A 14449-nucleotide genomic window follows, 5' to 3' on the forward strand; every position below is an offset into this window, starting at 1 on the left:
GGCCAGGGCCATTGAAAGAGCTACCGGACAATCCTTGTCCTCCCGATGATTTTATCCGTCGGCGGCATCCTTGGCGCCGGAGTTTCATTCTACTTAAAGGTAGAGCTTCCCAATGCCGAAGAAGTTCATGAAACGATATCTGCCATCACCTGAGAAGGTGCAAGCGATGCAATCGCTTGATTTTCTTGGCGATATCCTTCACGAACCCAACCTATGGCACATAAACCGTCACAGTGTCGCCAGGGCATTTCTGATCGGTGTCTTTTTTTGCTTTATTCCCATGCCCTTCCAGATGCTTGCAGCAGGCTTCTTTGCCATCTGGTTTAACGCCAACCTGCCTTTATCTGTGGTGCTGGTTTGGATCAGCAACCCCATTACCATGCCGCCCATGTTTTACTTCAACTATAAAATAGGCGCCTGGATTCTAAACCGGCCGGTCTTGAGCTTTGATTTTCAGCTTTCATGGTCGTGGATCAGCGAGCGCTTGCTCGACATCGGCATCCCGCTTTACCTGGGCTCACTGATCATAGCGACAATGTCAGCTTGCCTGGCGTACCTGGCAATACAGTTTATATGGCGTCGAAAAATTCGCACAGATTGGCAACTGCGTCGCCGAGCCCGTAAGGAGCTACGGCGCGCATCGCGCGATCAGGCCTCCTGAACCAGCCTGCCCTGCTCCAGCCTCAGTACCCGACCAAGGCTCTTGGCCATCTTCATATCGTGAGTAACCATAACAAAGGCAATCCCGAACTGATCGCGCAGAGACTCTATAAGCTCCCGCACGCCTTCGCCTGTATGCTCATCAAGATTGCCCGTGGGTTCGTCCATCAGCACACAATCAGGCTCATTAACCAGAGCACGGGCAATCGCTACACGTTGTCGCTCACCACCTGAAAGCTCACCGGGCTTGTGCTCCAAGCGCTCTGCAAGCCCTACCCTTTGTAAAATTCTCTGGGCGCGCGAACGTGCATCGCTAACGGCTACGCCGCCAAGGGCACACGGCATCATGACATTCTCAAGCGCTGTAAATTCCGGCAACAGGTGATGAAACTGGTAGACAAAGCCCAGATGACGGTTGCGAAAGCGCGCCCGCCCAGCCTCGGATAGACGGTGAATGTGCTTGCCGCAGATGGAAATTTCTCCGGACGACGGCTTGTCCAATCCGCCAAGGAGATTCAGCAACGTTGTTTTGCCTGCACCGCTGCTCCCCACGATTGCCACGGTTTCACCCGGTGTGACCTCTAACGAGATGTCAGAAAAGATGGTCAGCTTTTCCGGACCCTGAGTGTAAGTCCGCGTTACCTGACGGCAATCGATTACCAGCGGAACATCCTTCATGTCACGGTTTTCCTTATTCATAGCGCAGAGCCTCCGCAGGATCTATCCGCGACGCTCTCCAAGCCGGATAAATGGTTGCCAGCAAGCTCATGGCAAGGCCTGCGCCGCTAATAACCGCCACATCCTGCCATTGCAACTGGGAAGGCAGATAACTGATGAAATACACATCGGCACTCAGGAACTTGTGCCCAAGTGCACCCTCCAGCCAGGAAATAAACCCACTGATGTTAAGAGCACCCAGAACACCAAGACTGGTGCCGATCAATGTTCCGAATACTCCGATCACAGCCCCCTGCACAATAAAAATTCTCATGATGCGACCGGGTGTCGCCCCCATAGTACGCAAAATCGCAATATCCGCTGTCTTGTCGGTTACCACCATGACCAGTGTGGACACGATATTGAAAGCTGCCACCGCCACAATAAACATCAAGAGCAGGCCGATCATGGTTTTTTCCATGCGAATGGCCTGGAACAGGTTGCCATGGGTGCGTGTCCAGTCCGAAATATAGTATCGGCCAGAAAGCTCTCTGGCCGCTTCTTCCGCAACCTTGGGCGCAGCAAAGAGGTCATCAACAAGTAGCCGCACACCTTCAGCTTTACCGCCGGTTCGCATCAGTTTTGCTGCATCATCCATGTGGATGAGTGTGTAATTGCCATCCAGTTCGGCGCCAACACTGAAAACACCTTTAACCGTAAAGCGCTTGAGACGCGGCAAGACCCCGGCCGGTGTTACCGAGGCTTCTGGCAATACCACGGTTACTTTGTCACCTAACTGCAGGCGCAGGCTGGCCGCCATAGTGCGACCGATGATAATCCCGAACTCACCCGAAACCAGATCGTCCAGTTTCCCGTCAATCATGTGGTTCTCAATGATCGAAACCGTACGCTCTTCCTCCGGAAGAATGCCATTGAGCATCACTCCGCGTACATCACCGCCACCGGTAACCATTCCCTGACCCTGAATAAACGGAGCTGCAGCAAGAACCCTGGGATGCTGCTGTACCTGAGCATCCACTGTCTCCCAATCGTCCAGTGGTCCACTTCCCTGGATAATGGCATGGGGGACCATGCCGAGAATCCTCTGTTTAAGTTCGCGATCGAATCCGTTCATCACGGACAACACGATAATCAGTACGGCAACACCAAGCATCAACCCAATCATGGATGTGAGCGAGATGAACGAAATAAAGTGATTACGCCGTTTGGCCGCGGTATAGCGCAAGCCGATATAAAACGATAAGGGTCTGAACATGAAGAGGTGCCTGTCGCTACCTTCGGGTCAATCGTGGTCTGGAATTCCCGGCAGCCTTTCAGCATGACGGGAAACTGCTAAACTTTTACTAATGGCCATCATTCTTGATCCCGGAGTCCTGAATGCACACCCGAGACACACTGTCCGAACCGACCGCTTATGAGCCTGAGCGTCGGGAATTCTACCGAATCGAAGACCGGATTGGCCTGAAAGTCAATAAACTCGCGCTGTCAGCCGGGCTCGAGGAGAATGTTTTTAACGACAATCACCTCGAAATCCTGGAGGCAGAATTCAGGCGCCTGGATCAGGACATCAAATCCCAGCTTGCCAGCCTGGCAGATCAGGATCGCTTACTCACAGGGTTGGTGAAGTCACTGAATGGCAAGCTCGATACGCTTGCGCGCATTATGGCCTTTCAGCAAAATCCCTTGCAACCTGGGGACTGGCAGGACGTCACCCTGAGCGAGGGCGGACTTGCGTTTTGTGCCAGCCCGCAAGCATGGCAGACTGGTGACAGGTTGGCCGTTCACATGACCTTGCCGCCCGAACTTTCCCAACCCCGCGCGATCGCCCAGGTTCTGGATGTACAGGCTGATGAAACAGGCAGAGTAAGGGTTCATACCGGTTTTATCCGAATTCAGGATAGCGATCGCCAACAAATAGCCCGACATGTGATGCGGTGGCAGATTCGCCAGCGGCAAAAAGAGTAGACTGCCGAAAACATGTGACTTTTAACCGATTTTCTCGGATATTACGTTTTATCCATGTCCCCGGAGCATGTACCGGAGACCCCAGTATTAGTGGAGAACCCTAAATGACAGTAAAGCGAGCCCTGACTGGCACACTGGCGACGGCAATACTACTCACTTTGGCCCCGGTTTCCGGCGCGTTTGCTGAAGAGCTTCGTGTACCCGTTGGCAGCCAGGCAGATAGAAGCCAGCAAAGCGTACCCCGGACGGGCATGACTCAAGACTCAGTAAAAGCTTCATGGGGCGAACCGGCTAGCGTCGAAGGCCCTGTTGGGCACCCCCCGATCAGTCAGTGGCATTATGGTAAGTTTGTGGTCTATTTCGAAAATGACCGCGTTATTCACTCGGTACTGTCATCCAAGCGCTGATACTATCAAGCATAGCGATTTTCTCGCCCGCTATTCTGGGCAAACACCCTGACGATATGCCGCCCTTTCTATAGAATGGCGGCATTTGCAATTTTAAGGTGACTGTAAAGTGACATCCCTACGCGTGCTGCCCGCTGAGTGGGCGCCCCAAAGCGCCGTTGTGCTTACCTGGCCCCACCCCGGTACCGACTGGGCAGGGATGCTTGATGAAGTTGAACCGGTATTTCTTGAAATTTCCCGCTCTATTCTTCGCTTTGAGCACCTGGTCATCAGCTGTGAACATGTGATTCGACTGCAGGATCTTGAGCGCGATCTCAATGCCTGGGCAGGCCAACAAGGGCTGCCGGGGCGAGTGTATGCCGTGCCGGCACCAGCAAACGATACCTGGGCCCGCGACCATGGCCCCATAACCGTGCTCACCGATAACACACCCACCTTGCTGGATTTTCGCTTTAACGCCTGGGGAGGCAAATTCCCCTGGGAGAAGGACGATGCACTCAATCGCCATCTCGCCAATTTCGGAGTGTTCGGCACCGCTCCCATGGAAACAGTGGATTTCATACTGGAAGGCGGCTCCATTGAGTCTGATGGAGAAGGCACATTGCTCACCACTAGCGAATGCCTTTTGACGCCGTCGCGGAACGCCTCCATGGATCGCGGAGCCATTGAGCAATCGCTGTCCGAGATGTTGGGCGCAGAACGCATCCTGTGGCTTAACCATGGCTATCTGGCAGGGGATGACACCGACAGCCACATTGACACACTGGCCCGCTTTTGCGCGCCGGATCATATCTGCTACGTGGTCTGCCCAGATGTCGCCGATGAACACTACAGTGCGTTGGCTGCCATGGAAGAAGACCTTCGGGAATTCCGCCAGCGAGACGGGACGCCATACAGGCTTACCGCTCTGCCGTGGCCCGACCCGATATTCGGCGACGATAACGAACGCCTGCCGGCGACCTATGCCAACTTTTTGATCATCAATGGTGCTGTTCTGCTGCCAGTTTATGGAGTGCCCCAGGATGAGAAAGCCATCAGCATCATCAGCAAGATTTTCCCTGACCGGGAAATCATTCCGATAAATTGCCGGGCGCTGGTGCAACAACACGGCAGCTTGCATTGCGTCACCATGCAGATTCCGAAAGGAGTCGTTACTTTATGAGACACAACCCGGACCAATCTTCGCGCTCGGGCCTCCTGGCGGTCGCCGCCGTTCAGCAGGCATGTAGCGAAAACAAGGCTGCCAGCCTGGCAACAACTGAAATGCTGGTTCGCGAAGCGGCCGCAGGTGGAGCTCAGCTGATTGTCCTGCAGGAGCTTCACGCAACTCAGTACTTTTGCCAGACAGAAGACACCAGCATATTCGACTTGGCCGAGCCCATCCCCGGCCCTACCACTGAACGGCTTTCGGCCCTCGCAAAGGAATTGGGTGTCGTGCTCGTTGGCTCTGTTTTCGAGCGCCGCATGAACGGCGTTTACCACAACACCGCAGTAGTCATCGAGACCAATGGCTCGATCGCCGGCCTGTACCGAAAAATGCATATTCCGGACGACCCTGGCTTCTATGAGAAATTCTATTTCACACCAGGTGATGCACAGTTCAACGATGGCCGGAACGGCTTTTCACCTATAGAGACATCCGTGGGCAAACTGGGGGTTCTCGTGTGCTGGGACCAGTGGTACCCGGAAGCAGCCCGCCTGATGGCTCTTGCAGGTGCAGAGATACTGATTTACCCCACAGCCATCGGCTGGGACGTCACTGACGACCCGGACGAACAGGCCCGCCAACTAGAGGCCTGGGTGACCGTTCAGCGCGGCCATGCTGTGGCCAATAATCTCCCGGTAGTCGCTCCCAACCGGGTTGGTACCGAACCTGACCCCACCGGGCACTCCGATGGTATCCGCTTCTGGGGCCACAGCTTTATTTGCGGCCCCCAGGGCGAGTTTCTGGCCCGGGCCGACGACAGCACCGAGTGCATCCTGAGCGTTACACTCGATCGCAACCGCAGTGAATCGATTAGACGCATCTGGCCGTACCTTAGAGACCGACGTATCGACGCCTATGGCGACATTCTCAAAAGAGTAAGGGACTGAAAACGGCATGAAGAACCGGGTAGACACTGTTGTTTCCGAATTGAACCAGATTCTGCTTGGCAAGGAGCGCCAGGTGCGCCTTGCCCTCTGCGGCCTGCTGGCACGGGGGCACTTGCTGATTGAGGACATTCCCGGCATGGGAAAAACAACGCTGTCCCACGCTCTGGCCAAAGTTATGGGGCTCACCTACCAGCGTATCCAGTTCACCAACGACCTGCTTCCAGCCGATGTGCTGGGCTATTCCATGTACGACAAAGAAGCCGGTAGCCTGGTATTCCACCCCGGGCCCATTTTTGCTCAGGTTGTGCTGGCAGATGAGATCAACCGGGCCTCTCCACGAACACAGAGCGCCTTGCTGGAAGCCATGGAAGAGCGTCAGGTTTCCATCGAAGGCGAAACCCGCCCGCTACCCCACCCGTTCTTCGTTATCGCAACCCAGAATCCAACGGAACAAGGCGGTACCTATCCGCTACCGGAATCTCAACTTGATCGATTCCTGATGCGGATACGGCTGGGTTACCCTGATCCCAGAGCCGAGCGAGAACTTCTGGAAGGTGAAGATCGCCGGGTTATGACCGATCGGCTCGGCACACTGCTTTCAGAAGCCGACCTGGCAAAGCTGCAGGATGAAGTAAACCGCGTGACGGCAAGCCCGGCCCTGCTGGACTACATCCAGCGCTTGCTTGAACAGAGCCGCCGGATGCCAGGGCTGCTTTATGGCTTGTCACCGAGAGCCGGGCTAGGGTTGCTCCGGGCCTCAAAAGCCTGGGCCCTGATGGAAGGCCGCCAACACGTTCTACCCGATGATATTCAGGCCGTCTTCCCATCGGTTGCCGAACACCGTCTTGAGCAAGGTGAATCCGGCAAAAGCGCCGAGCGCATACGCCAACTGCTGACCACCGTATCCGTATTGGCATGAATAGCTAAGCTTTATCAGTGGAATTGGCCAAAACAAATGGCAGCCTGCTGCTTTCGTGATAGCCTTTTCGTCTTCCTCGTAATACTGGCCCTGAAAAAGCCTGACACGTACCAAATCAGTGAGAGACATTCATGAGCGAAACCAAGCATTCCCGGCTGATCATCCTCGGCTCCGGCCCTGCCGGATACACCGCTGCCGTCTATGCAGCCAGGGCGAACCTGAACCCGACCCTGATCACCGGTATTGAAGTTGGCGGCCAGCTCACCACCACCACCGACGTCGACAACTGGCCCGGCGATAATGATGGCGTACAAGGCCCGGAACTGATGCAGCGCATGCTCAAACACGCCGAACGCTTCGAAACCAGCATCGTTTACGACACCATTAACGAAGCCGACCTTAAAAACCGCCCTTTCCGCCTCAAGGGCGACGGCGGCGAATATACCTGCGACTCCCTCATTATCGCCACCGGTGCATCTGCCATGTACCTGGGCTTGGAGTCTGAAGAGAAATTCAAAGGCCAGGGCGTCTCGGCCTGTGCAACCTGCGACGGCTTCTTCTATAAAAAACAGAAAGTTGCTGTTATCGGTGGCGGTAACACCGCCGTAGAAGAAGCCCTGTACCTCTCAAACATCGCCGCAGAAGTCACCCTGGTTCATCGCCGTGACAGCCTGCGCGCCGAGAAAATCCTGCAGGACAAGCTTTTTGAAAAAGCCGAAAACGGCAACGTTAAAATCGTCTGGGATCACACCCTCGACGAAGTTCTGGGCGACGGCACTGGTGTGACTGGTATGCGCATCAAAAGCATGAAAGACAACTCCACACAGGAACTCGACCTGGCTGGCGTGTTCATTGCGATTGGCCACAAACCGAACACCAGCCTCTTTGAAGGCCAACTGAACATGGAAAACGGCTACATCCAGATCAACTCAGGCTTGCAGGGCATGGCCACCCAAACCAGCATCCCCGGCGTATTTGCCGCAGGCGACGTGGCAGACCACATATACCGCCAGGCTGTGACCTCAGCCGGTTTCGGTTGCATGGCCGCACTGGATGCGGAGAAATTCCTGGATCAGCAGGATTAAGACAGACTGAAAGCAGGCGAAATAAGAGCCTGACGAAGCCGGAGAGCTGGCCGTTCTGAAACTGTGCGAAGCCATGGATGGCGAAGCCAAGCGTACGGGAACGTATCCACAGCGTGTTTCAGAACGGCCTGCCCTGCGGCTGACACTCTCAAGCAAGCGAACTGAGTGATAGCCGAAGAACAGGATGACCTCACTACCCTGGCTAGACCCCGACCAACTCTGGTTCCCCCCAGCCGAAGAAGCCCTCGATGACCCGGATGGCCTACTCGCCCTGGGCGGTGACCTCTCCTCAGAGCGCCTGATCCTCGCATATCGCAGCGGCATATTCCCCTGGTACAGCGAAGAGCAGCCGATACTCTGGTGGTCTCCAGACCCTCGTTGCGTGCTTTACCCCAAAGACATCCACATATCTCGTAGCCTTCGCAGAACCCTGAATCAAGGGCGATTTCACGTCACCGCGGACCAGGCCTTTGGCCGCATCATTCGCTTGTGCGCTTCCACCCGCAGCGAAGGCACATGGATAACCGACGATATGATCGCCAGCTATTCTGACCTTCACCGACAGGGAATTGCCCACTCCATCGAGGTGTGGAACCGGAAGGGTGAGCTGGCCGGAGGAATGTACGGGATCGCCATAGGGCAATGCTTCTTTGGTGAGTCCATGTTCTCTCTGGAAACGAATGCATCCAAAGTGCTTATGGTTCACCTGGCTCACCAACTGCAAGATTGGGGCTATCAAGTCATAGATTGCCAGGTAGAAAGCAACCACCTTCTCACTATGGGCGCACACACCATACCCAGAAGCGAGTTTTTATCTATAATCGATACATACGCAGACCGAAAACCGGATCAGCCCGACTGGACATTCCAATGGCAATGGCGCAGGCCGGAGGCATGAATGAGTAGTCTCAGAACCCTGGTATTCTTTGCAACACCGGCCCACGATTGCAGCTACCTCCCCGATCGCGAAGCGACCACCATGTTCGTTGATCCGCAGGCGCACGTTGATAAAAAGCTCTACAGCCAACTGACGTCACTAGGCTTCCGGCGCAGCGGCTCCCATTATTACCGCCCTCATTGCGAACTCTGTAACGCTTGTATCCCGGTTCGGCTAAACGTAAACGACTTCCGCCCGGACCGCAGTCAGAGGCGGGTGCTTAAAAAGAACAGTGACCTGGAGTGCAAGCTCGTACCTGCAGCGTTCAGCGAAAGCTACTATACGCTCTACGCCAACTACGTTGAGTTGAGGCACAAAGATGGCGACATGTACCCTCCCTCTCGAGAACAGTTCACCTCTTTTCTTGTAGAGGGATCTACGGATTCCTGGTTTCTGGAGATGCGGATAGACGGGGAGCTGGTCGCCCTGGCGGCAGTGGATGCGCTGGATGACGGGCTCTCGGCCATATACACAGTGTTCGATCCGGCTTTTGAATACCGAAGCCTTGGGACCTATGCTGTGCTATGGCAAATCGAGGAGACCCGACGGCGCAACCTCCCTCACCTGTACCTCGGCTACTGGATAAAACAGTGCAGGAAAATGAATTACAAAACTCGCTTCAAGCCTATAGAGGCTCTACAGAATGGCCATTGGCGAGCTCTAGATGTCACCTAGGTGCCAGTTTCGGGATGCAAGTAGCCTGAAAATCGATGCCGCGGGCACCCTTTTTCCTGCTCTGCCACGCAACTCACTTTGCCAAACGGCTACAAATCAGGCAGAATTGCGCAATTTAAAATTACGGAAAGTATTCCAAATAGAGGTTTTTACTGAATGGCGAAGACAGATGCTATTGAAATGGAAGGGGTTATTCTTGATACCCTTCCAAATACCATGTTCCGGGTTGAGCTGAGCAACGGCCACGTTGTTACCGCTCACATTTCTGGCAAGATGCGTAAAAATTACATCCGCATCCTGACCGGCGACAAGGTCAAGGTTGAGTTGACGCCTTACGATCTGAGCAAAGGCCGGATTGTGTACCGCGCCCGCTAAGACACTAGCGACTGCCAGAAAGCATAAAAAAAACCGCTGCACGAATGCAGCGGTTTTTTTTGGACGGCCTTAAAACCTTTCGGGTAGCCGAATCAAACGGCTTCCGCAGGCTCGTCCTCATAGTCAAATACCAGCTCATCGCCCTTGAGGTGAATGAACACATCTCCGCCCTTCTCGGACAAACGTCCGAACAGAATCTGCTCTGCCAACGGACGTTTTATCTTATCCTGAATCAGACGGGACATTGGGCGTGCGCCCATGGTTACATCGTAACCCTTGCCTGCCAGCCAGGACTTGACCTCGTTATCCACATGCAGAACCACGTGTTTCTCATCCAGCTGCGCCTGCAACTCGGTGAGGAACTTGTCGACCACAAAAGTAATGGTCTCTTTTTGCAGGTCGCCAAACTGGATAATGCTATCCAGGCGGTTGCGGAACTCCGGCGTAAAGGTCTTGCCGATAATTTCCATACCATCGCTGCTGTGGTCCTGCTCGCTGAACCCCATCGAGCGACGGGCCATGCTTTCAGCCCCGGCGTTGGTTGTCATCACCAAAATGACATGACGGAAGTCCGCTTTGCGCCCGTTGTTATCGGTCAGGGTACCGTGATCCATCACCTGCAACAGCAGGTTGAAGACTTCCGGGTGAGCCTTCTCAATTTCGTCCAGCAGCAGAACGCAGTGTGGATGCTTGTTTACGGCTTCTGTTAACAAACCACCCTGGTCGTAGCCAACATACCCCGGAGGCGCGCCGATCAGACGGGACACCGTGTGGCGCTCCATATACTCGGACATATCGAATCGAACCAGCTCGACACCGAGCGCCTTCGCCAGTTGCTTGGTCACCTCTGTTTTACCAACACCTGTAGGCCCTGCAAACAGGAAGGAACCTTCCGGTTTCTCCGGAGCTTTCAGACCTGCGCGGGCAAGTTTAATCGCCATGGTCAGGGATTCGATGGCCGGATCCTGCCCGAACACCACCATCTTCAAGTCCCGCTCGAGATTACGCAGCAGGTCCTTGTCGCTGGTAGATACGTTCTTGGGTGGAATACGGGCTATCTTGGCGACCACTTCCTCAATCTCGGAGACATCCACCGTTTTCCGGCGTTTGTCCTCGGGCATCAGGCGCTGGCGCGCACCGGCTTCATCGATCACATCAATGGCTTTGTCCGGCAAGTGGCGATCTGTAATGTATCGGTCCGCCAGTTCCGCAGCCACGCGCAGTGCCTGGTCTGTATATTTGAGATCGTGATGCTTCTCAAAGTTCGGTTTCAGCCCTTTGAGAATCTGATAGGTGTCCTCAACGCTGGGCTCGTTGACATCAATTTTCTGGAAACGCCGGGCCAGCGCGCTATCTTTCTCGAAAATACCCCGGAATTCCTGGTATGTGGTGGAGCCAATGCAGCGAATTTCGCCTGAACTCAGCATCGGCTTGAGCAGGTTCGAGGCGTCCATTACGCCGCCTGACGCCGACCCGGCACCGATAATGGTGTGGATTTCATCGATGAACAGAATCGCATGCTTCTCTTTTTTAAGATCAGCCAGCAACCCCTTGAGACGCTTCTCAAAATCGCCACGGTACTTGGTTCCGGCAAGCAGGGCTCCAAGATCCAGAGAGTACACCACGCCATCAGCGATGATATCCGGCACCTGGCCATCAACAATACGTTTGGCCAACCCCTCTGCAATCGCAGTTTTACCCACACCGGCTTCACCGACCAGCAAGGGATTGTTCTTGCGACGGCGCACAAGAATCTGCACCACTCGTTCAACCTCATGCTCACGGCCAATCAGAGGGTCAATGCGCCCTTGACGAGCCTGCTCATTCAGGTTGGTTGCATAATTCTCCAGTGGTTTGGACTGGCCACCCTCTTCACCGGTTTCGTCATGAGAGATCTGCTCGTGCCCATCCTGATCTTCCGCTCCTTGCACCCTTGAAATACCGTGGGATACAAAGTTAACGACATCAATGCGTGCAACGCTCTGTTTTTTGAGCACATACACCGCCTGACTTTCCTGTTCACTAAAAATGGCAACCAGAACGTTGGCACCGGTAACCTCTTTCTTACCGGAGGATTGCACGTGGAAAACCGCGCGCTGTAACACTCGTTGAAAACCAAGCGTCGGCTGAGTCTCGCGCTCGTCGTCGCTGCTCGGAATTAACGGAGTCGTGGAGTCAACAAATTCGACCAACTCGTCATGGAGCTGCTTGAGGTCTGCCCCACAAGCTTTGAGCACACCAACCGCCGATTCGTTGTCCAGCAAGGCCAACATCAAATGCTCCACCGTCATAAACTCATGACGCTTGTCGCGGGCACTTTTGAAGGCCGTATTCAGCGTAATTTCAAGATCTTTGCTCAGCATGGGCCACCCCGCCGTCTGTCAGTCCGCACATTCAATCTCGCAAAGGAGCGGATGGTCGCATTCCGAGGAATACTGGTTCACCTGTGCCGCCTTTGTTTCCGCGATATCCCGGGTATACACCCCGCATACAGCCTTTCCCTGCGTATGGACGAGCAGCATCACCTGTGTCGCCTTTTCTTCATTCATCCCGAAGAATGTTGTCAACACATCCACAACAAAATCCATGGGCGTGTAATCGTCGTTCAGAAGCATCACTTTGTACTGAGATGGACGCTTCAGCGCAGGTTTTTCGGGAGCAACGCTGAGGTCATCGTGACGCCCCGGCTGTTCATCTTCTCCCTGGTTTAATATTAGTAGAGAATTTTCGATAGTCCGCATCATTCTTTACCGTTTATCGGTGCCTTTTATAAATGTGGTTGTCAGACCCCGGGTTTTCAAGTCAGATCCCTGCCCGAGGATGAGATAATTACCTATACGTCCATGATACCGCTTCCGGACTCTGTTCAACCACACATTACAGCAATAGAAGCTATTGACTCGACTACAGGTTTCGCCGACAGTTAGCTTGTAGTGTTAAATAATGTAAATACATGAGAGGTTCATGTAACAGGGACCTGACAAAATACGCGATTTCAGGGCTGGTCAGCACTAGGCGCAATTAATTGAACAACAACAAGTGACAGTGAAAGAACAGGGGAGTTCATCATGCCAAAAGGCAAAGTAAAGTGGTTCAACAATGCCAAAGGGTACGGTTTCATCATAGAAGATGGCTGCAGTGACGACCTGTTTGCCCACTTTTCGTCAGTCCAGATGGACGGTTACAAGACGTTAAAAGCAGGTCAGGCAGTCAGTTTCGATAAGAAACCCAGCGACAAGGGTGTGCACGCCGTGAACATCGTACCCGAGGAGCAGGCCGGGGCGCAGACCCAGGCAAACACCTCGGATTCCAGTGAACAGGCGACCCGAACCACAGACGCGGATGGCGGAGATTACCCTTCCCGCGCGGCAAACGCCTGACAGCCATATCACGTCGGCTTTCCGCCACTGAGCAACCCTGCCGGATAGTGCCGGCGGGACGGTGCTCTCAAGCCGGTAAAACGAAGCACAGGCTTTACCTTGCGCTTTCAAACGCAGGCATTTCTACGTACCCTTCCAGCTGATTTTCTTTAAACCTGCCCGGGAGACGCCTCCATGGCTGAACTCATCCTTTTTAACAAGCCCTTTCAGGTACTTTGCCAGTTTACGGATGAGGCTGTATCCGCCGGGCGGAAGCGTCGCTCCACGCTGGCGGACTGGATTAGCATTCCGGAGGTCTACCCGGCCGGGAGACTGGATTACGATTCCGAGGGACTGCTTCTGCTGACCAGTGACGGCGCCTTGCAGCATCGTATAGCCTCACCAGCTCTGAAAATGCCGAAAACATACTGGGTACAGGTCGAAGGTGAGATCACCCCAGGCGCCATAAAAGAGCTCTCCACAGGCGTTAAGCTTAAAGATGGCCACACCCGGCCGGCTCAGGCGCGCAAACTTGAGGATCCGGAGTTATGGCCCAGAGTTCCTCCCGTGCGCCGAAGAGAGACCGTACCTACCAGTTGGCTGGAGCTGACCATCACTGAGGGCCGTAACAGACAAGTACGGCGTATGACTGCGGCTGTCGGATTTCCAACGTTGCGGCTGATCCGCTATCGTATTGGCGACTGGACGCTGCATGGACTAAAGCCAGGCAAACACCGAAAACTTACGGTTAATCTGCCTACCGCAGCCCAGCCAGAAAAGCGTCCGATGCGTGCACGCCCTGCCAAGGTGCCACAGAGGGCCCGAAGATCATGACCTGGACGCCTCACGCCACAGTAGCCGTGGTTATTGAAGATGCGCATGGCCGCTTCCTGATGGTTGAAGAACGCAGCAGCGGACGGGTTGTCTTTAACCAACCAGCCGGACATGTCGAAGAAGACGAAGCCATTATTGATGCGGCACGACGGGAGACGCTCGAAGAAACCGGCTGGGAGATTGAACCGGAACACTTTCTCGGGCTCTACACCTATAAAGCCCCGTCCAATGGCGTAACCTACTATCGTTTCTGCTTCACAGGAAAAGCTCGAAAACGGGTAACCGAAGAGCTGGACACCGGCATAATTGCCGCCCACTGGTTGTCACTGGAAGACATACGCCGGTTGGGCGACAAGCTCCGCAGCCCTCTGGTTATCAAATGTATAGAGGATTACCGAAAAGGTCGATGTTACCCACTGGATGTGATTGTAAATCCGCAGACGTAACCGGCACAAAATGGT

At 54.3% G+C, this 14449-nt stretch carries 17 protein-coding genes; 13 read left to right on the forward strand and 4 right to left on the reverse strand.

All coding sequences use genetic code 11. From position 1 onward, the window contains the following. The first annotated feature begins 112 nt into the window (after positions 1 to 112). A complete protein-coding gene (locus Q4606_RS06435; protein WP_303593163.1) occupies positions 113 to 661 on the forward strand; it encodes a DUF2062 domain-containing protein in 549 nt (182 codons plus the stop codon). Here the strand turns inward: Q4606_RS06435 and lolD are convergent. Both lolD and Q4606_RS06445 read right to left on the reverse strand, forming a co-directional pair. Then, positions 649 to 1359 carry a lipoprotein-releasing ABC transporter ATP-binding protein LolD gene (lolD, locus tag Q4606_RS06440; RefSeq protein ID WP_303607042.1) on the reverse strand — a complete coding sequence of 237 codons (711 nt, stop codon included), beginning with the start codon at positions 1357 to 1359 and terminating at the stop codon, positions 649 to 651. The genes Q4606_RS06435 and lolD overlap by 13 nt on opposite strands. Further along, complete coding sequence (locus Q4606_RS06445) at positions 1352 to 2593, reverse strand: lipoprotein-releasing ABC transporter permease subunit (protein WP_303593167.1); 1242 nt, start codon at positions 2591 to 2593, stop codon at positions 1352 to 1354. The genes lolD and Q4606_RS06445 overlap by 8 nt, the downstream gene beginning before the upstream one ends. Before the next feature lie 122 nt (positions 2594 to 2715). Here Q4606_RS06445 and Q4606_RS06450 point away from each other — a divergent pair, with 122 nt between their 5' ends. From Q4606_RS06450 to infA, 9 genes are all read left to right on the forward strand, one after another. Then, entirely contained in the window at positions 2716 to 3303 is a 588-nt protein-coding gene (locus tag Q4606_RS06450) for a PilZ domain-containing protein (protein ID WP_303607043.1), read from the forward strand. Positions 3304 to 3407: 104 nt separating this feature from the next. Next, complete coding sequence (locus tag Q4606_RS06455; RefSeq protein WP_303593169.1) at positions 3408 to 3710, forward strand: hypothetical protein; 303 nt, start codon at positions 3408 to 3410, stop codon at positions 3708 to 3710. Between the two features lie 109 nt (positions 3711 to 3819). Beyond that, on the forward strand, positions 3820 to 4872 hold the full coding sequence (locus tag Q4606_RS06460; RefSeq protein WP_303607044.1) for an agmatine/peptidylarginine deiminase: 1053 nt from the start codon (positions 3820 to 3822) through the stop codon (positions 4870 to 4872). Continuing rightward, on the forward strand, positions 4869 to 5804 hold the full coding sequence (locus tag Q4606_RS06465) for a carbon-nitrogen hydrolase (protein WP_303607045.1): 936 nt from the start codon (positions 4869 to 4871) through the stop codon (positions 5802 to 5804). Before Q4606_RS06460 ends, Q4606_RS06465 begins: the two co-directional genes overlap by 4 nt. A 7-nt stretch (positions 5805 to 5811) precedes the next feature. Then, positions 5812 to 6723, forward strand: coding sequence for a MoxR family ATPase (locus tag Q4606_RS06470; RefSeq protein WP_303593175.1), 912 nt, complete (start codon positions 5812 to 5814; stop codon positions 6721 to 6723). A 131-nt stretch (positions 6724 to 6854) separates the two neighbouring features. Next, positions 6855 to 7808 carry a thioredoxin-disulfide reductase gene (trxB, locus tag Q4606_RS06475; protein WP_303607046.1) on the forward strand — a complete coding sequence of 318 codons (954 nt, stop codon included), beginning with the start codon at positions 6855 to 6857 and terminating at the stop codon, positions 7806 to 7808. Positions 7809 to 7992: 184 nt separating this feature from the next. Beyond that, positions 7993 to 8706, forward strand: a complete 714-nt coding sequence (aat, locus tag Q4606_RS06480; protein WP_303593179.1) for a leucyl/phenylalanyl-tRNA--protein transferase — start codon at positions 7993 to 7995, stop codon at positions 8704 to 8706. After that, a complete protein-coding gene (locus Q4606_RS06485) occupies positions 8707 to 9420 on the forward strand; it encodes an arginyltransferase (RefSeq protein WP_303593181.1) in 714 nt (237 codons plus the stop codon). 156 nt (positions 9421 to 9576) lie between these two features. Continuing rightward, positions 9577 to 9795, forward strand: coding sequence for a translation initiation factor IF-1 (gene infA / locus Q4606_RS06490; RefSeq protein WP_071263575.1), 219 nt, complete (start codon positions 9577 to 9579; stop codon positions 9793 to 9795). Positions 9796 to 9887: 92 nt separating this feature from the next. Here infA and clpA read toward each other — a convergent pair whose 3' ends face one another. Further along, positions 9888 to 12158 (reverse strand): ATP-dependent Clp protease ATP-binding subunit ClpA, encoded by a 2271-nt coding sequence (clpA, locus tag Q4606_RS06495; RefSeq protein WP_303593186.1) that lies wholly within the window; start codon positions 12156 to 12158, stop codon positions 9888 to 9890. An 18-nt stretch (positions 12159 to 12176) separates the two neighbouring features. Continuing rightward, positions 12177 to 12536, reverse strand: a complete 360-nt coding sequence (clpS, locus tag Q4606_RS06500; protein ID WP_303594307.1) for an ATP-dependent Clp protease adapter ClpS — start codon at positions 12534 to 12536, stop codon at positions 12177 to 12179. A 327-nt stretch (positions 12537 to 12863) separates the two neighbouring features. On the opposite strand from clpS, the gene cspD reads away from it, so the two are divergent. The 3 genes from cspD (at position 12864) to Q4606_RS06515 (ending at position 14434) form a co-directional block, all read left to right on the forward strand. After that, positions 12864 to 13175 carry a cold shock domain-containing protein CspD gene (cspD, locus tag Q4606_RS06505; protein ID WP_303593187.1) on the forward strand — a complete coding sequence of 104 codons (312 nt, stop codon included), beginning with the start codon at positions 12864 to 12866 and terminating at the stop codon, positions 13173 to 13175. 174 nt (positions 13176 to 13349) lie between these two features. After that, complete coding sequence (locus tag Q4606_RS06510) at positions 13350 to 13988, forward strand: pseudouridine synthase (RefSeq protein WP_303607047.1); 639 nt, start codon at positions 13350 to 13352, stop codon at positions 13986 to 13988. After that, entirely contained in the window at positions 13985 to 14434 is a 450-nt protein-coding gene (locus Q4606_RS06515) for an NUDIX hydrolase (RefSeq protein WP_303607048.1), read from the forward strand. Before Q4606_RS06510 ends, Q4606_RS06515 begins: the two co-directional genes overlap by 4 nt. Positions 14435 to 14449 lie beyond the last annotated feature (15 nt).

It is taken from the genome of Marinobacter sp. 1_MG-2023, assembly GCF_030549045.1.
Lineage (GTDB): Bacteria > Pseudomonadota > Gammaproteobacteria > Pseudomonadales > Oleiphilaceae > Marinobacter.